The organism is Bradyrhizobium acaciae, from assembly GCF_020889785.1.
GTDB lineage: Bacteria > Pseudomonadota > Alphaproteobacteria > Rhizobiales > Xanthobacteraceae > Bradyrhizobium > Bradyrhizobium acaciae.
In genome coordinates this window covers 24,532-40,301 of sequence record NZ_JACMYK010000064.1, presented here as the reverse complement: position 1 = coordinate 40,301, position 15,770 = coordinate 24,532, and the positions used below count along the sequence as shown (strand labels likewise).

General features: G+C 63.2%; 15 protein-coding genes and 3 pseudogenes. 10 read left to right on the top strand and 8 right to left on the bottom strand.

What is annotated here, in order from left to right; all coding sequences use genetic code 11:
• Positions 1-119 precede the first annotated feature (119 nt).
• Positions 120-1,151 (bottom strand): helix-turn-helix transcriptional regulator, encoded by a 1,032-nt coding sequence (locus tag H8A92_RS23040; RefSeq protein ID WP_229197885.1) that lies wholly within the window; start codon positions 1,149-1,151, stop codon positions 120-122.
• A 230-nt stretch (positions 1,152-1,381) separates the two neighbouring features.
• Here H8A92_RS23040 and H8A92_RS23035 point away from each other — a divergent pair, with 230 nt between their 5' ends.
• The 3 genes from H8A92_RS23035 (at position 1,382) to H8A92_RS23025 (ending at position 4,304) form a co-directional block, all read left to right on the top strand.
• A complete protein-coding gene (locus tag H8A92_RS23035) occupies positions 1,382-1,756 on the top strand; it encodes a helix-turn-helix domain-containing protein (protein ID WP_229197884.1) in 375 nt (124 codons plus the stop codon).
• 172 nt (positions 1,757-1,928) lie between these two features.
• Entirely contained in the window at positions 1,929-2,597 is a 669-nt protein-coding gene (locus H8A92_RS23030) for a hypothetical protein (RefSeq protein WP_229197886.1), read from the top strand.
• Between the two features lie 273 nt (positions 2,598-2,870).
• On the top strand, positions 2,871-4,304 hold the full coding sequence (locus tag H8A92_RS23025) for a DUF1254 domain-containing protein (protein WP_229197883.1): 1,434 nt from the start codon (positions 2,871-2,873) through the stop codon (positions 4,302-4,304).
• 681 nt (positions 4,305-4,985) lie between these two features.
• Here the strand turns inward: H8A92_RS23025 and H8A92_RS23020 are convergent.
• On the bottom strand, positions 4,986-5,195 hold the full coding sequence (locus H8A92_RS23020) for a hypothetical protein (RefSeq protein ID WP_163161979.1): 210 nt from the start codon (positions 5,193-5,195) through the stop codon (positions 4,986-4,988).
• Positions 5,188-5,541: a hypothetical protein gene (locus tag H8A92_RS23015; protein ID WP_163161981.1), complete on the bottom strand. Its 354-nt coding sequence runs from the start codon at positions 5,539-5,541 to the stop codon at positions 5,188-5,190. Before H8A92_RS23015 ends, H8A92_RS23020 begins: the two co-directional genes overlap by 8 nt.
• A 224-nt stretch (positions 5,542-5,765) precedes the next feature.
• Here H8A92_RS23015 and H8A92_RS23010 point away from each other — a divergent pair, with 224 nt between their 5' ends.
• Together H8A92_RS23010 and H8A92_RS23005 are read left to right on the top strand one after the other, a co-directional pair.
• On the top strand, positions 5,766-5,975 hold the full coding sequence (locus H8A92_RS23010) for a hypervirulence associated TUDOR domain-containing protein (RefSeq protein ID WP_229197882.1): 210 nt from the start codon (positions 5,766-5,768) through the stop codon (positions 5,973-5,975).
• Between the two features lie 79 nt (positions 5,976-6,054).
• Positions 6,055-6,626 (top strand): annotated as a pseudogene (locus H8A92_RS23005) (DUF488 domain-containing protein).
• A gap of 18 nt (positions 6,627-6,644) precedes the next feature.
• On the opposite strand, the gene H8A92_RS23000 reads toward H8A92_RS23005, so the two are convergent.
• Together H8A92_RS23000 and H8A92_RS22995 are read right to left on the bottom strand one after the other, a co-directional pair.
• Positions 6,645-7,805: a caspase family protein gene (locus H8A92_RS23000; RefSeq protein ID WP_229197881.1), complete on the bottom strand. Its 1,161-nt coding sequence runs from the start codon at positions 7,803-7,805 to the stop codon at positions 6,645-6,647.
• Positions 7,802-8,050, bottom strand: a complete 249-nt coding sequence (locus H8A92_RS22995) for a hypothetical protein (protein ID WP_229197880.1) — start codon at positions 8,048-8,050, stop codon at positions 7,802-7,804. The genes H8A92_RS23000 and H8A92_RS22995 overlap by 4 nt, the downstream gene beginning before the upstream one ends.
• A gap of 121 nt (positions 8,051-8,171) precedes the next feature.
• On the opposite strand from H8A92_RS22995, the gene H8A92_RS22990 reads away from it, so the two are divergent.
• Complete coding sequence (locus H8A92_RS22990; protein ID WP_229197879.1) at positions 8,172-9,443, top strand: serine hydrolase domain-containing protein; 1,272 nt, start codon at positions 8,172-8,174, stop codon at positions 9,441-9,443.
• A 102-nt stretch (positions 9,444-9,545) separates the two neighbouring features.
• Here H8A92_RS22990 and H8A92_RS22985 read toward each other — a convergent pair whose 3' ends face one another.
• Positions 9,546-9,833 (bottom strand): hypothetical protein, encoded by a 288-nt coding sequence (locus tag H8A92_RS22985; protein WP_229197878.1) that lies wholly within the window; start codon positions 9,831-9,833, stop codon positions 9,546-9,548.
• Between the two features lie 457 nt (positions 9,834-10,290).
• On the opposite strand from H8A92_RS22985, the pseudogene H8A92_RS22980 reads away from it, so the two are divergent.
• A pseudogene (locus tag H8A92_RS22980) lies at positions 10,291-11,593 on the top strand (PQQ-dependent sugar dehydrogenase).
• Positions 11,594-11,735: 142 nt separating this feature from the next.
• On the opposite strand, the gene H8A92_RS22975 reads toward H8A92_RS22980, so the two are convergent.
• Both H8A92_RS22975 and H8A92_RS22970 read right to left on the bottom strand, forming a co-directional pair.
• Positions 11,736-11,999: a hypothetical protein gene (locus H8A92_RS22975; RefSeq protein ID WP_229197876.1), complete on the bottom strand. Its 264-nt coding sequence runs from the start codon at positions 11,997-11,999 to the stop codon at positions 11,736-11,738.
• Positions 12,000-12,090: 91 nt separating this feature from the next.
• A pseudogene (locus tag H8A92_RS22970) lies at positions 12,091-12,207 on the bottom strand (alpha/beta hydrolase); the annotation flags it as partial.
• Between the two features lie 360 nt (positions 12,208-12,567).
• On the opposite strand from H8A92_RS22970, the gene H8A92_RS22965 reads away from it, so the two are divergent.
• The 3 genes from H8A92_RS22965 to H8A92_RS22955 all read left to right on the top strand — a co-directional run bounded on the left by H8A92_RS22965 (position 12,568) and on the right by H8A92_RS22955 (position 15,751).
• Positions 12,568-12,942 carry a hypothetical protein gene (locus H8A92_RS22965; RefSeq protein WP_229197875.1) on the top strand — a complete coding sequence of 125 codons (375 nt, stop codon included), beginning with the start codon at positions 12,568-12,570 and terminating at the stop codon, positions 12,940-12,942.
• A gap of 521 nt (positions 12,943-13,463) precedes the next feature.
• Positions 13,464-14,927, top strand: a complete 1,464-nt coding sequence (locus H8A92_RS22960) for a phenylacetate--CoA ligase family protein (protein WP_229197874.1) — start codon at positions 13,464-13,466, stop codon at positions 14,925-14,927.
• A 26-nt stretch (positions 14,928-14,953) separates the two neighbouring features.
• Positions 14,954-15,751, top strand: a complete 798-nt coding sequence (locus tag H8A92_RS22955; protein WP_163158249.1) for an ABC transporter permease — start codon at positions 14,954-14,956, stop codon at positions 15,749-15,751.
• Positions 15,752-15,770 lie beyond the last annotated feature (19 nt).

Genomic DNA, 15,770 nt, shown 5'->3' with positions numbered 1-15,770 from the left:
CTCGCAAGATCAATATTGCAGATAATCCGCCCCTTAAGATCGATCTGAAAACCGAAAACTCAGCGCGGCTACAGGGAGAGATGTCCAAGGCGCTACTCTCTCTAGAGACGATCATCAGTCTATGGTGATACGGCGCGATCGATCTCGACTTGCCCGTTTCTCGATCTCTCCCGAAACTCTCGCGGGGTGCAGCCGGAGATTCGACGGAAAGCGCGACTAAAGTGGGCAGGATCCGCATAGCCGGACGAAAGTGCCACGTCGATAATCTTGTTTTCGGTACTGCTCAGGAGCTTGATGGCGTTGTTGAAGCGGACCTGCTCAAGCAGGCCCGAGTACGTGAGTCCCACCAACGCGAGCTTCCTCTGCAGGCTCCTGACGCTCAAAGCAACCATCTCGGCCGCGTGGGCTATCGTCGGGCCGCCTTCGTCAAGGTACGACGGCAGAGCCAACCTGAGAACGCTGACGATGTCGTTGCCGAACGGCTGCCCCTCGGTTTCCGATAAATTCGATCGGACGACATTCGCAGGATTTGGAAGGCTCAAGAACTGCAGCGGCACCTCGATCCACGAGGCCTTCTGGCTCGACAAGAAGCGCGTGTGCGGCCAATGCGATCGAACCTCAAGGCTCGGTGTATAGTTTGCTCCGAACGCAATCACTTTTGGCGCCCAACTCGCGCCGACGAACTGGCGCACAATGTGGATCACGAACATGTTCTGGAGCCATTGGGAAATCTCGAGATAAGGAATTCCTTGCGTTCCCCCGAGCCCGCTGCAAATTTTCAGGCTTTCGTCGGTCGATTCCAACCATAGATGAAGGTTCGTATCTTCAACCGGCGCCCATTTGCAAATCTGCTCAAGAGCGGCCAACAACGTCGGCGAATGGCGGATCCGAACACGCATGCCATCGCTCAAATGATCGAATGAGAGCCTCTGGGCGGCTCGGAAGGCGATCTCCGACAGCCCTTGCTTCTCCTGGGCGGCCGTCGCGAAGCGAACGGCCGGCAGGAGCGGTATGTAATGATCCGCTTTCTCCTCCAAGGAAGTAGGCAGCCGAAATTTGGCGAGAAGTGCCGCGGTGGGGCCGCCTATCTCTGAATGCAGCTCGGCAAACGGCATGAGAAATTGACAACGGACTAACGGAATGACGGTCATTACTACCTGCCCGGGAAATTCTGCCGCGCAGACCAGCAGGCCGGAACCCCTCGCTTTTGTCTACCCCCGGCAGCGTCCCACACCTTCCAGTTGACGAACGTTTTGCCAGTTGACGAACGTTTTGGCGGCTGATGGCCAGATTCTTCGGCGGATCTGTTCTAGGCCTGAAGCGTCGTTTCTCTTGCAGGAGCATGGGCTTCGAGCCTCACGAACCAATGAGAGCTGTCAGATTGCCTTCAGCCAAGGCGGTCCGCGCGGCCATTGTCGCATCGCTGCGACAAGGTGACGCAACTCTTGCTTGTACCGCTCGTACACTCAAGATCAGCTCCCGCACACTGCAGCGCCATCTCGGCCGGATGGGCACAAGTCATAGCGAAATGCTCGCGGAGGTTCGTTTGGACATTGCTTGCCGCTTGCTCGTCGGCTCAAGCAAGCGCCTGTCGGATATCGCAAAATTCGTCGGCTATTCGAACGCCAGCAGCTTCAGCCGCAATTTTGTGCGTTTGATGCAAATTCAACCTGTCATTTACAGACAGCAGCAACTTGCGCGTAAGCATGGGCTGGCATGCCAACGCAAGCCATCACCTTACGCGATCGATCGCTGACTATTCGCGATGATTGGCGCGAAATGGCAAGACGCGCGATTCGAATTGGCGCGAAATGCTTAGCGAAGCTGGAGTCCTGAAGACGCTACATATTCGACGTCGTGATGCGCAGGGCGATTTTGAAGCCATGCGAGGGTCAAAAGAAGAATCAGCCCGCAAAGGAGAGAGCAATATGACTCTTCGTTCAGCTCTGTTCTTATTTTGTGTCGCCGGATTGATTGCCGCTCCCCATAAGGTGCTTTCCCAATCTGCACCCGAGAGCAAACCACACGTACCGCTTGAGAAGTCGATAGGTCAGGCAAAGCCGGAAGTCGTGCCATCGCTCTTCGTCCTCAACTCGCGCGGTGCGAGCTTGAAGGACGGAAGGCTTGTGCTGACGGGGATTTCACCGAATGCGATCGTGTTCGCCGATCGGCCCGTGAGGGCGGCTGGTCACGATCTCACATCGCGAATTGTCGAGGATTGGGGCAATGGCAGTGACAATTTCGCGAAAGATCCTCCAAACGCCACCGTGTCCGGGTTCAGGAAAGACGGATCTTCGGTAGCCGACGCCGTCGTGGTGCTAAAATCGCCCAAGCTTGAAGGCGATAAGCTGACTTTCGATGTCGATGTGCTCGAAGGAGACCTTGCGGGAGGTGATGGACCGGCGGCGCTCTTTATCGACATCATCGGCCGACCGTTCACGCCGCTGTCCTTTGCCGGTGTGGCGCGCCGGACGGCCTGGCGGGGTGCCTACTACCGTGGCGCTGCCGTGGCAGGAGCGGCCGCCCTTGGAGCGGCGGCAGCCTATCCGTACTACGGACCCCGATGCGGATACTATCCCTTGCCGCCTTGCTACTGAGCAGCGCGGACCTGGTACAACGGCCTCGCGCGCAAGCATTACCTCGATATCAAGAAGTCCCGGGAGGCCGAGCACGAGGTGATCCAACATTGCAAGGCGCATCCCGACCAGCTCATCATCGAGGCGATCGCCGTCGTCTTCAAGGACATGAGGGCGGCGCTTGGGATCAGGATGGAGCCATAACTGCCAACACTACACTGCGCGGAAAACGCTGAGCATCGGACCAGCCCCTTCTATGGTTTGACGACTTTTAAACCAGGACATGGAGAGAACATGGATATCACGCGTCGCGATCTTGCGCTTGGTGGAGTGGGTCTGCTCACAGGAGCAGCGATGGGGCAATCGGCTCTGGCCCAGGACGGCTCTTTCCTGGGGATCGGTCAAGGCCTGGAGGATTTCTGGCTCGCGAGCGACGCCTACATTTTTGGTTATCCGTTGGTCACGATGGAGATGACTCGCCGGATTATCACCAATGTTGCCGAGCCCGTTGGAACGCGGGGGCCGATGGGCCATATCATCAAGATGCGTCAATATCCGGACGCGTCGTTCAGGGATGTCACCGCGCCGAACGCGGACACGCTCTACACGACCTCCTTCTTCGACGTCGGGAAAGAACCATGGGTCATCAGCATCCCGGACATGAAGGGGCGCTATTTCCTGATGCCGATGCTGGACGGCTGGACGACGGTGTTCCAGGTCCCGGGGAAGCGGACAACCGGCACCGGGGCGCAGACCTACGCGATCACCGGACCGGGATGGAAGGGCACACTGCCCGCCGGCGTGAAGGAGTACAAATCGGCGACCGATATCGTGTGGCTGCTCGGCCGCATCTATTGCACCGGCACGCCGGAGGACTACGCCGCCGTCCACAAGCTGCAGGATGAGTGCCGGCTCGTTCCGCTCAGTGCGTACGGCAAGCCGTACACGCCGCCGGCGGGAAAGGTCGATTCATCGATCGACATGAAGACCGCCGTTCGTGAACAGGTCAATCGCATGGACGCGGTGTCGTATTTCAAGCTGCTGTGCGAGCTGATGAAGAGCAATCCGCCATACGCGGCAGATGCGCCTCAACTCGCCAAGTTCGCCCGCATCGGCATCGTCCCGGGGCAGGATTTCGATGAGAGCAAGCTCAAGGCGGATTTCCTGAAGCGCGTACCCGAAGTGTCGTTCGACAGGATCATGCTGCAGTTCAAGATCAACAAGGCCATCAAGGACGAGAATGGCTTTGCCTTCACGACGAAGACCGGCATCTACGGCACCGACTATCTGATGCGGGCCCTCGTCACCGCGATCGGACTCGGCGCCAACCGTCCGCAGGACGCGGTCTACCCGACCTCGGAAAAGGACGCGGATGGCCGCAAATATAACGGCGCGAACAAGTACGTCATGCGATTTCCCAAAGGCCACCTGCCTCCCGCGGAAGGGTTTTGGTCGCTGACCATGTACGACAGCGGCTACTTCTTCGTGAAGAATCCGATCAACCGCTACTCGATCAGCGCGCGCGAAGACCTGAAAGAAAATCCGGACGGCTCGACCGAGCTCTACATTCAGAAGGACTCCCCGGGCAAAGACAAGGAATCGAACTGGCTTCCTGCGCCTGAGGGAGATTTCATACTGATGCTGCGGATGTACTGGCCGCAGGAATCGGACCCTTCGATCATCAACGGCACATGGACGATTCCGGCCGCCAAGAAAGTCGGGGCATGAGTTGACGTGTTCCGGCGCTGCGCTGTACCGCGGCCAAGAAGACGATCATGCGGGCGGCAAGGGGCGTCGCTCGATACGATACCGATAGGGCATGTACGCGACCGGCGTCACCAAATGGCCTGATCAAGGTACTCGTCAGAGGAGCCGGATGCGGGAAAGCTGCACGTCCGGATCTGTGAGGGGGGCGTCGAGCGATCGACGCCTCTACTCGACCCTACCCAGGGGGTCGAACAGGCAGCGGGTTCCGGCGGGCATAAGGCGCTTCCCGGTGAGTTAGGCTGCCAATGGCAAAGCGGCTCCCGCCATTGCGGCTTTCGCGCTGTACCGAAGCTCCCCCACCGTCCAAGCGCTCACGCTACCATACGAAGGACAAACAGCGGTTCTTCGTGTCGGTGATTGCGTATGATCCCCTCCCTGGGCACCATCCCCCTTCAGCGCCACATTCGACCACCTGATAGGCGTAGTTTGCCCGGACCGTAGCCGCCGAGCACGGGGGGGCAGCGGCAGGTCGAGCAGATGCAGCCAAAGCAGGCCGGCGCCGGTCGCAATCCACGTGATGCCGGCTCCATTGGAGAGACCGGACACGATCCGTCTGACGCGCGGTTACGTCTGACGAGTGTTCTGACCCTGCCGTCACTCCGTGATGCCCGAAAGGTCGAGACGAAGTCCAGGGTCCTGCGATCAGCTGCTCTTCTTCGTCGCCAGCTGCATCCTCGCGACCAGATTGGCCTTCTCGGAGAGCTGCTTCTTTGCCTCGAGCTGGTGCCTGCTGGTCAGTGACGCCTTTTCGGCCAGCTGCCGCTTCGCCTCGAGTTGATGCTTGGCCACGGTGTCCGCCTTCGCAGCCAGCTGCTTCTTCGCTTCGAGTTGCATCGATGCTGTATCAGCCATTTCCGCACTCCTCCGCCAGGCTTGAAATATGGGTTTTCACGAACGCGATTTCGTCCTCGCTCAATCCGGCGAGCAGCCGTTCCGCGGTCAGGTCGCTTGCGGTCAGCTCGCAGTCCTTGGTCAGGCTTGGGTCCCTTCCTTCAACGGCGAGATGCACCTGCTTCTCGAAGCCGGCCTGGCAAAGCTTGGACAGGGCGCAGGTGATGCAGGGGCTGCGATCTCGCGACGCCTTCAGGTATCCGTTCTCCGCAATGCAGAACTCGTCGAAATCAGGACCGTCATAGGGAAAATTCGGATCAACGTTATGGTGCAGCGGCATGGCCCCTCCACTTTTGATCGCATGCACAATCTACGTGTGTGTGTGAGATAATACAACCCGAATCTTGGGCGCTGGCGCACCGCGAAGCGCGAGCAGCGGGAACCTGCATCGGTTTCGGCGATTGCCACGAAGCCGGATAAGTCGTGGCGGTCAGGTCTGGCCCGATATGCTGCTTGCTGGGCATAAGGGGCCTGGTGTGCTCGACCAGGCCGGAGGTTGCGACATGGCCAAGAGAACGTGAGCAGGAGATCATGAGCAGGAGGTTCAAGGTCGGCGATCACGTCAGATGGAATTCCGAGGCCGGCCGCGTCTCGGGCACCATCATCGCGATTCACACCAGCGACTTCGACTACAAGGGGCACACGCACCGCGCCTCGGAGGCCGATCCGCAATACGAGATCAAGAGCGACAAGACCGATCACATTGCGGCCCACAAGGGCAGCGCGCTCCATCATGCCTAGAGCGGTTTCGAGCGACGTGGATACCGGTTCGCGTGAAGAAAACGCGTCAAAGCAAGAATCTGGAGCCCGTTCCGATTCCATCGGAACAGGCTCTGGCAAGGACGAGGCGCTTCCGTTCTTCACGATCGGTCATTCCAACCGCAGTCTCGCGGATTTTGTCGTTCTCCTCACCGCAGCCGGGATCGACCGCGTCGTCGACATCCGAACGGTGCCGCGGTCGCGCAGCAATCCGCAGTTCAACAAGGACACGCTCCCGGAGCCGCTGGCGGCCGCCGGCATCTCGTATGAGCATCTGGCCGATCTCGGCGGGCTCCGCGGCAAGGCGCGAGACGTGCCGCCTTCCGTCAATGGATTTGGAGCAACGAGAGCTTTCACAACTACGCCGACTACGCGCTGTCGCCGCAGTTTCATGCGAGCTTGCAGCATCTGCGCGACGAGGGGCATCGACGACGCTGCGCGATCATGTGCTCGGAAGCGGTGTGGTGGCGCTGCCACCGCCGCATCGTCGCCGACTATCTCATCGCGTCAGGCGAGACCGTGATTCACATCATGGGGGAGGGCCGCCTCGAGCCCGCCCGCCTCACCGAAGGCGCCGTCGTCGAGAGTGATGGCACGGTGGTTTATCCGGCTACGGGTCAACTGGATTTGTGAGGCCTTGCGCCGCGCCCCTCACTCCACGCTGCGTTTCCAATATCCGGTGCCGAGCTTGCCGGTGATCACGGCGGTCGCGTCGTGGACCTCGTAGGAGCCGGCATCGGTAAAGTTCCTCAGCCCCCTCAGCGCGTGCAACGTCCAGCGGCCATTCGCAAAGGTCACGGTGCCTTCGTGGGATTGCGCCGAGCGGAAGGGCTCGGCGTGGAATTTGTAGGTGCCGTCGGCCATGATTTGCCAGATCCAGCGCGACTGGCCGCGGCCGCTGGCCACCATGATCTCCCTGGTGCCGATCAGCGCGGGATCGATCGCGCCGGCTGGGGTCACAGGTGGCGTCGGCAATGCGGGAGCTGCGGCCGCCGGCGCGGCGTTCGCCTGTTTCGTCGCCGCGGTCTCAGCCGGCGGCGCGCCTGCCAGATAGATCGCCTTGCGCGACAGCGAGCCGTAGACGAACGGCTGCTGCTCGTTGCGGGTCGCCTCCATCACGTCGTCGCGAACGTTGCGGAACATGAAGGTGACCTCGACGCCCGGCGTCTCGATGTTGCGCAACAGCGCCGCGGCGAACGGGCTGTTGCGGCCGTCGCCGTCGAGCGCGGTGGTGCCGTCGCGTGCGGCATAGGCGACCAGCACATTGCCGACCGGCTCGATGCGGCCGAGCCCGCTGGTTGGTGCGGCACGCGTCGCAATCGAGCGGCTCAGCTTCGCGGCGAACGGATTGTTGCGGCAGGCATCGAGGATGACGAGGCCGAGACTCGTGGTGTTCGTCACCTGCGACATCACGCTTTGCAAACTGATCGCTTCATTGGCGGCGTCGGTGTCGCGCTTCAGCTCGGCGTCGACCGGGATCAGCCAGTTGTCGCCGTTGATTTCCATGCCATGGCCGGCGAAATACACCGCGGCCATGTCGGCCGCGGCGGCGTTGCGCCCGAACGCGATCAGGCCGCGTCGCATCTCGTCGAAGCTTCCATTGGTGATCAGGGTGACGGCGAAGCCGAGGCGCTTCAGCGCCGCGGCGATATCGCCGGCATCACTTGGCGGATTGGACAGTGCCGGCACGCTCTTGTAGGCGCCGTTACCGATCACCAGCGCCACTCGCTTGCCGTCGGCCGCGGCCGGCATGACAGAGCCCGCGAGCGCCGCGGCAACAGCCAGTCCCGATACAAACGCGCGGCGGTTCATGCTGGACCGATCGGAGGTGACGGGTTCAGGGTAGCGCAGCCGCCGCGCCGCGGCCATGGAAATGGCGGCGCGATCAGGCCGCCTGCTTCGGGCATCCAGACGCCTGCCGTCACCGGCTCGGCCGGCAGCAGATTGGCGCCGGCGGCGCCCGCTCCTACAAATATCTCGACATGCACCAGGCGATCGGCGCAGCGCTGAAGACCTTCGAGCACCAGGTCGAGGCCGTTCCTTGCCCGGGGAGGCATGCAGCCCGGCGACGCCGCCGCGCGGGGCCACGCCTTGTCGGCCTTGTCGGCGTGATCTAATCCTGCGAGGCGCGGGCAGCGAACTACATAACAATCGCCCGCGGTCCCCGGTGAGGAAACAATGCGAAAGAGCGTCATTGCCGCGGCTGTCGCCGCTACAAGTCTTGCCTTCAACATTGCGCACGCCGCGCCGCCGCTCCCCGAAGCTGCGGCGCACCAGGTCGGTTTCTCGGATCAGGGACTGACGCGGCTCGACGACTTCTTCGCGCGCGAGATCGCGGCCAAGCGCGTGCCCGGCGCCGTGGTGGCGATCGCCCGCGACGGCAAGCTCGTGCATTACAAGGCCTATGGCCAGCTCGACCCGGTCAAGGGCACGCCGATGCCGATCGATGCCGTGTTCGCGCTGGCGTCGATGACCAAGCCGATGGCGGCAGTTGCAGGCCTCACGCTGATGGAGCAGGGCCGGTTGCCGTTGCAGGCGAAGGTCGCCGATTACTATCCGGCGTTCGCCGACATGAAGGTCGGCGTGCAGCAGGCCGACGGTTCGCCGACGATGGAGCCGCAGGCCCGGCCGATCTTCATCCATGATCTCTATCGCCACACCTCGGGCCTGATGTATGGCGGCCGGCCCGACAGTTCGAGCGCGTTGGCGCGGCTCTATCCCGATGGCACGGCGCCGGCGGTCGAAGGCGACACGGCGGCCTTCATCGACCGCATCACCAAGCTGCCGCTGGTGCACCAGCCCGGTACCGAGTTCGAGTACGGCTTCTCGATCGACGTGCTCGGCGCCGTCGTCGAGAAGGTGTCCGGCCAGCGGCTCGGCGATTATCTCGCGTCCAATGTCTGGAAGCCGCTCGGCATGAAGGGTGCGACGTTCCACCCGGCCGATGCCGAGCGGGCGCGGCTGGCGCGACCGTTCCCCAACGATCCGTTCACCGGCAAGCCGCAATCGATCAAGCTGCTCGATACCCCGACCAAATTCGACTGCGGCGGCGCCTGCTCGTTCGCCACCGTCGGCGATTATCTCCGCTTCGGGCAGATGCTGCTCAACGGCGGCGAGCTCGACGGCAAGCGCATCCTCAGCCCCAGCACCGTGCGCCTGATGACGTCGAACCATCTCGGGCCGGAGATCAAGAACAACGTCGCCGCGGTCGAGCCGCATCGCGGCGGCTTCGGCTTCGGGCTGGCTGTCGCGGTGCGCACCAGCGAGGGGCTGTCGTCGGTGCCGGGCAATCCCGGCGAGTTCACCTGGAACGGCGCCTACGGCACGCAGTTCTTCTGCGATCCCAAGGAGCGCCTCGTCGTGGTGGTCGGAACCGCCGCGCCCGGCGAGCTGCGCAAATTTTATCGCGAGAACGTGCAGGACATCGTCTACGGCGCGATGGTGAAGTGATTGTCCTCCACATTGCTGGAGAGGCGTTCACAGTTGTCCGTTTGCTGAACAGCAAAAGGCCCGCCGCTCAACCGAAGCGACGGGCCTTCAAATTCGCGTGGGCTACCACTGCCGGTAGACGCCGGTCAGCGTGCCGTTGTTGTTCCCTTCCGGACCGACGTCGCCCTGCGTCGAGCTCGGCGCCGGATGGTTGCTGCCGTTCATCGCGCCATACCAGCCGGGTTCAACCTGATTGTACATGACCTGCGGCTGATAGGTCTCGTAGCGCGGGCCGCCGTAGTACCGTGGGCCGGGGTTCCCATAAGGATAGTAGCCCTGCGCGAACGCACCCGCTGTCGTTGCGATCAGCGACGCCGCGGCCAGAGCCAGGATCTTGGTGTTCCGTTGCATTCATACACTCCTTGCTGGTGTCGCGACCAACGACCGCCGCGCTGCAGCGTTCCTGATCCGCCATGCAGCTGACGAAGGTGAATTTGCGCAGAGGTGGGATCAGGATTTGGTGAGGGGGGCTTGCGCGGGCGAGAGACCGGCGCTGCCGCTCTGCCCGGTAGAATGCATCCCGCAGATTCGCTATGCTTTTCCGGCTATAACGGCCGACGGCGAGCCGCGCCCGAGCTGGACGCTCCGTTAAAAGGAAGCCCGCCGACCGGGGCGGGCAAGGTCTCAGGGAGGAAAACGCTCTGACAAGGGAGCGTGCGATCAGTCTCCCCGATTCGAGGGCGGCCGCGAAGATCGTATAACTACTGTCATCAGGGCCGGCATTATGCGAATGCTGCTGCGGGCCGCGGCGGCCGGCAAGGCACGTCAAGAAGGCGCAATATCAAGGCGCGAATAACAGGGGAAGTTCATGAGCACGTCTGGAGTTTTTGCCGCGCGTCGTCGCGGCGATCGGGGCCGGTGCCGTGGCGTGGCGGCGGATGCAGGGCGCCGAGCCCGCGCCCGCCTGGGGCAGCGCGCCGCAGATTCCGGCGGCGAAGTCGCAGGGCGCGATCCCGACGCTGAAGATGCCGACAGCGCGCGGCTGGGACAAGGGCCAGCTCCCGACCGCAGCGCCCGGACTCAAGGTCAACGCGTTCGCGGCCGGGCTCGATCATCCGCGCTGGATCAACGTGCTGCCCAACGGCGACGTTCTGATCGCGGAGGCAACGCAGATCGCGGGCACACCGCGCAGCGTGTTTCACTATGCGATGCAGGCGACAATGCGCCGTGCCGCCGCGCTCGGCGTCAGCGCCAACCGCATCACGCTGCTGCGCGACCGCGATGGCGACGGCGTCGCCGAAAGCAGCAGCGCCTTCATGGAGGGACTGCGTCAGCCGTTCGGCATGGCGCTGATCGGCGACACCTTCTACGTCGGCAACACCGACGGCGTGGTCGCGTTTCCCTACGTCGCGGGCGCCGATCGCATCACCGCAGAGGGGCGCAAGCTCGTCACCTTCAAGCCCGACGGGCACTGGACGCGCAGCCTGCTGCCGAGCCCCGACGGCAAGAAGCTCTATGTCGGCGTCGGCTCGCTCAGCAACATCGCCGAGAACGGCATGAAGGTCGAGGAGGGGCGCGCCGCGATCTATGAGCTCGATCTCGCGGCAGGCACCAGCCGCATCTTCGCGGGCGGCCTGCGCAATCCGGTCGGGCTCGCATGGGAGCCGAACACGAATGTGCTGTGGACCGTCGTCAACGAGCGCGACGGCATCGGCGACGAGACGCCGCCGGACTATCTGACCTCGGTGCGTGACGGCGGCTTCTACGGCTGGCCCTATTGCTACTGGGGCCAGACGGTGGACGACCGCGTGCCGCAGGATCCGGCGATGGTCGCCAAGGCGATCCAGCCGGACTACGCGCTCGGCGGCCACACCGCCTCGCTCGGGCTGTGCTGGATGCCGAAGGGCACGCTGCCTGGTTTCCCCGACGGCATGGTGATCGGCCAGCACGGCTCGTGGAATCGCTCGACGCTGTCGGGCTACAAGGTGGTGTTCGTGCCGTTCGAGAACGGCCGCCCCTCGGGGCCGCCGCGGGACATCCTGTCGGGCTTCCTCGCGCCCGACGAGAAGGTCTCCTACGGCCGCCCGGTCGGCGTCGCGCTCGGTCCTGATGGTTCGCTGCTGGTGGCCGACGACGTCGGCAACGTGATCTGGCGCGTCACCGGGGCGTAGGCGGCAAATGAGCCCGGGTATTCACAGGATAAAGGAGGCCGCCAGCTATAGCGGCCTTAGTGGATAGGTCCCGCTTGCTTGTTTGCGGCAGCCGGCTCGGCGCGCTTGCGAGCGTCGGCGGCGATCTTCCAGTCCGGTGCTGCTAGTCGCAACGGCGGACCCTGCGGACCGAACCGTCGTCGCGCTCGATCGTCACGGTGCGGCATCCGCGATATCCGCGATCGTATCCGTAGGCGCGATAAGCGGGGCGATCGTAGTCTCGGTAGTAACGCGGCTCGGGACCCACTCTCACGCCGCCGAGCGGCGTATCGACCGCAACTTGAGCTGACGCAGGTGCGATGGAGATCGGCGTGGCGATCGCGAAACCGGCTACCGCCAATAAACCGGCCAATAACAGTTTTCTCATGCGGGTTTCCTCCTGAGTTATTGCATCGCTTTCCAACATTTCAGCCAGGGCAAGGGTTCCTCGGCCTTCGAAGGTCTTGCCAGCGTGCGAGTCAGCGGCTCAGGAAGTCGCGGATGCCTTGCGCGATCTCGGCGGCATGGGTTTCCAGCGCGAAATATCCGGTGTCGAGGAGTTTGACGACCGCCTTCGGATTATCGCGCTTCGGCGCCCGGCGGCCCTTCGGAGTTCTGCCTGATCGCCCTGGGATAGGCCGGGCGCAGTGGCCGCCGGCTGGGAGGCCGCGCTGGTCGAGCGTCCCGGCAATGATCTGCTCGGCGTCGGTCCGCAGCCGCAAGTGGTTGGTGATGATCTGGACGATGCCGCCGACCAGCTGATCCGCCCGCTACGGCGCCGAAGGGTAATGAGCCCTGACGGACCGTGCGCCGCAAGGACCTTAAACTCCCTCCGGGCCCGATAGCTCGGAAGCGCATAAAACCGGAATGAAATCCATAGCGCTTTTCAACCATGCCCCTTGAGCCTTCCTCAACTTCCCCGGCCGATGCTCGGCTTGGCGCAGGGATCGACAGGGATGGACAAGGAGCTGAGCATGCCGGCCAAGGCACGAACGACCGGACGAGCGACTGCGACAAACGTCTCCGCGCAATCGCGCGAGGATATCCTTAACGCGCGGGCCATCAGCACGCTGGGCGCCGGCGTCGTCAACGCGATGAGCGCGGTCGGCGCCGCGGTCATCAAGAAGCACAAGCCGGTGCTCGGCAAGAGCCCGGACTGGTTCTGGCATATGTTTGCGAAATGCGAAGCCAAGGCCGCGCGGGTCGCCGAGCAGGCTGCGCGCGATCCGGAGGCCTGCGGCGACGCCACCTTCATCGAGGTCTATGCCGCGCAATTGCCGAAGCTGATGACGGCGGCACTCGAGAGCCACGAGAAGGCGAAGGCGAAGTGACGCGACGTTCAAAAGAGAGAGCGTGACAACGGCGGTCGTCCCGCCGTCGTTCCCTGGACCTCTCGAATGCGCTGCCGCGCAGGGCAGCCATGCAGCTGAAACCACGACCGGCCTTTGTTCGTAACCAGCGATGGCGGAAGCCCGCGCCCGCGGGCTTGGGATTTTTTCAATCCGGGACGGTCGATGGTGAAGCACCTTATTTCCAATGAAGAGAAGTGTGACGCGTGCAACGGGACAGGCTTCCCCGAAGTCAGACAGCCGAGCGAGCCGGGACGGAAAATCTATCCCGAGCCCTGCAAGAAATGCGGCGGCAAGGGGCGGATCAGGAAGGCGACGTGGGGCAAGTAGCAATCGCCTAACGGCAATCAGCGACATCAGGAGCGGCAGCCGCGAACGACTGCGACGGGTGGGATGCGCGCGGGCTGCGGCCGCGTGTGACACGCGTCACGGCGGGCATCAGCGCCGCACGCCATTGATAGCGCCATGAACGGGCGGTTCTCCCGTCAATCATGGAGCTGAAGATGACGTCCACCCTTGCGATCAGCGTTTCCGATGACGGCCTTGCTCTGGTGCCGGAGCACGATCAAGCCGCCGCATCCCTCGTCCCCGCTGATGCGGCCAGCGCGCCGCAGCGCCAGTTCTGGGAAACCGAGCACACCCGCCCGGATTTTCAGCCGTCCAGCGATGCCGCGCCGGAGCTGGTCGCGGCCACCGCGAACTATCTCGGCGAATGCATGCGGCATCCCTATCTGCCGGTGTCGGAAATCCGCGCGCGGCAGTTCGCCCGCATCAAGGAGCTGGTCGAGCTCGCCTACCGCGACATTCCGGTCTACCGCGCGAAGTACGATGCGGCGGGCTTCAAGCCGGAGCACCTGCGCGATTATGACGACATCCAGAAGATTCCGGTCATCACCAAGCCCGAGCTGGTCGCGGCCTTCCCGGACCAGTGCGTCAACAAGAAGTACAAGCCGGAAAACCTGTTTCCGACCCGTTCATCGGGCTCGTCCGGCCAGACCCTGCTGATCCGCGTCGACTATGACGCCGTCATCACCGACACCATCCAGGGCGTCCGCCAGTTCGCGATGCAGAGCGGCGGCAATTACCGCGCGGAGGATCTGCTGGCGCATGTCTACACCGTGCCGTGGTGGTTCGATTCGATCGGCGGTGACTATCCGACCGCGTTCATCTCGAACCTGATCCCGCCGGCGCGCGTCGCCCAGCATCTGCGCTATCTCGGGCCGAAGATCCTGTCGCTCTATCCGTCGAGCCTGGATGCGTTGATGCCGCATGTCGACGAGTTCCGTTCGTCGCTCAATCTCGCGGTGACGCATTCGGAATATTCCTCGCGCGCCGCGCGTCAGGAATGGTCGCGCCAGCTCGGCGTGCCCGTGCTCGACGAATATTCCTCCGAGGAGGCGACGCGGATCGCGCTCGAGATGCCCAACGGCCAGTATCATGTTTGCGAGGACACCGTGCGTCTCGATGTGCTCGACCCCGTCACGATGGAGCCGCAAGCGCCCGGCCAGTCCGGCATCGCTGTCATCACCAACCTGCTCAACGAAGCGATGCCGTTCATCCGCTACGTGCAGGGCGACTACATCACCCAGCCGGCGAATCCTGCGCCGTCTGATATCAGCTGGTCGCAGATCGCCAGCATCGACGGAAGGCTCAACGACGCCTTCGTCAACCGCGACGGCCGCAAGGTGCCGGCCGGCAGCATCTTGGATGCGACCTATCGCTGGATGTTCGACTGCAATTTGCATCTGGCGCAGTTCGAGATCGTGCAGCGCGGCGTCGACCTGGTCGAGGCGCGCGTCGTGCTCGGCCAGGACGTGCCGATGTCGCGGCTGCACGGCTCGGTCGCGCATCTGGAGGATCTGCTCAAAGCCTGCCTCGAGCATCCGGTTCGGGTGCAGGCCCACGCGCTGCTGGCATTTCCGCCCAAGGTCGGCAAGCGCCGCCCGATCCGCCGCGAGATCGATTGATCCGGGCGAGAGGAGGAGTGCGTGCCATGACACAGTCACTGAACCGCATCGCCGCCATGACGGCGCGCTATTACTACATCCTGCGCTCGTCATGGCTGCGGCTGCTCGAGATCGTCTATTGGCCGGCGATGCAGATGATGGTGTGGGGTTTCCTCTACACCTACCTCTATGACAGCAAGTCGGCGATGGCCTCCACCGCCGGCCTCCTGCTCGGCGCCGTCCTGCTCTGGGACGTGCTGTTTCGCGGCCAGCTCGGTTTCACCTTCACCTTCCTGGAGGAGATCTGGTCGCGCAATCTCGCGAACCTGATGATGAGTCCGTTGCAGCCCTTCGAGCTTGCGGCCTCCCTGATGCTGATGAGCCTGATCCGGCTGGTGATCGGCACGCTGCCGGTGCTGTTGCTGACATGGCTGCTGTTCGGCTTCAACGTCTACGCGATGGGGCCGGGGCTGATCGCATTCTTCCTCAACCTCGTGCTGACCAGCTGGGCGATCGGCCTCGTCGTTGCCGGCCTCGTGATCCGCCAGGGCTTTGGCGCGGAGAGCCTGGCCTATTCGATCATGATCGTGCTGCTGCCGCTGTGCTGCGTCTACTATCCGGTCGCGGCACTGCCGGTCTGGCTGCATCCGGTCGCCTGGTCGCTGACGCCGACCTATGTGTTCGAGGGCATGCGCGCCGTGCTGCTCGACGGCACCTTCCGCACTGACCTGATGCTCGAATGCCTCGCGCTCAATGCGGTCTATCTCGGCATTGGCTTCACCACATTCGTAACTCTGCTGCAGAGCGCCCGCCACAAGGGCGGCCTTCTCACCATGGGCGAGTAAGGGGAGAGATCCATGAGCC

What these genes read in the sequence shown, in the direction of transcription:
- H8A92_RS23040 (WP_229197885.1), bottom strand. Translation starts at nt 1,151, where the DNA reads ATGACCGTCATTCCGTTAGTCCGTTGTCAATTTCTCATGCCGTTTGCC.
- H8A92_RS23030 (WP_229197886.1), top strand. Translation starts at nt 1,929, where the DNA reads ATGACTCTTCGTTCAGCTCTGTTCTTATTTTGTGTCGCCGGATTGATT.
- H8A92_RS23025 (WP_229197883.1), top strand. Translation starts at nt 2,871, where the DNA reads ATGGATATCACGCGTCGCGATCTTGCGCTTGGTGGAGTGGGTCTGCTC.
- H8A92_RS23020 (WP_163161979.1), bottom strand. Translation starts at nt 5,195, where the DNA reads ATGGCTGATACAGCATCGATGCAACTCGAAGCGAAGAAGCAGCTGGCT.
- H8A92_RS23010 (WP_229197882.1), top strand. Translation starts at nt 5,766, where the DNA reads ATGAGCAGGAGGTTCAAGGTCGGCGATCACGTCAGATGGAATTCCGAG.
- H8A92_RS23000 (WP_229197881.1), bottom strand. Translation starts at nt 7,805, where the DNA reads ATGAACCGCCGCGCGTTTGTATCGGGACTGGCTGTTGCCGCGGCGCTC.
- H8A92_RS22995 (WP_229197880.1), bottom strand. Translation starts at nt 8,050, where the DNA reads ATGCCTCCCCGGGCAAGGAACGGCCTCGACCTGGTGCTCGAAGGTCTT.
- H8A92_RS22990 (WP_229197879.1), top strand. Translation starts at nt 8,172, where the DNA reads ATGCGAAAGAGCGTCATTGCCGCGGCTGTCGCCGCTACAAGTCTTGCC.
- H8A92_RS22985 (WP_229197878.1), bottom strand. Translation starts at nt 9,833, where the DNA reads ATGCAACGGAACACCAAGATCCTGGCTCTGGCCGCGGCGTCGCTGATC.
- H8A92_RS22975 (WP_229197876.1), bottom strand. Translation starts at nt 11,999, where the DNA reads ATGAGAAAACTGTTATTGGCCGGTTTATTGGCGGTAGCCGGTTTCGCG.
- H8A92_RS22965 (WP_229197875.1), top strand. Translation starts at nt 12,568, where the DNA reads ATGGACAAGGAGCTGAGCATGCCGGCCAAGGCACGAACGACCGGACGA.
- H8A92_RS22960 (WP_229197874.1), top strand. Translation starts at nt 13,464, where the DNA reads ATGACGTCCACCCTTGCGATCAGCGTTTCCGATGACGGCCTTGCTCTG.
- H8A92_RS22955 (WP_163158249.1), top strand. Translation starts at nt 14,954, where the DNA reads ATGACACAGTCACTGAACCGCATCGCCGCCATGACGGCGCGCTATTAC.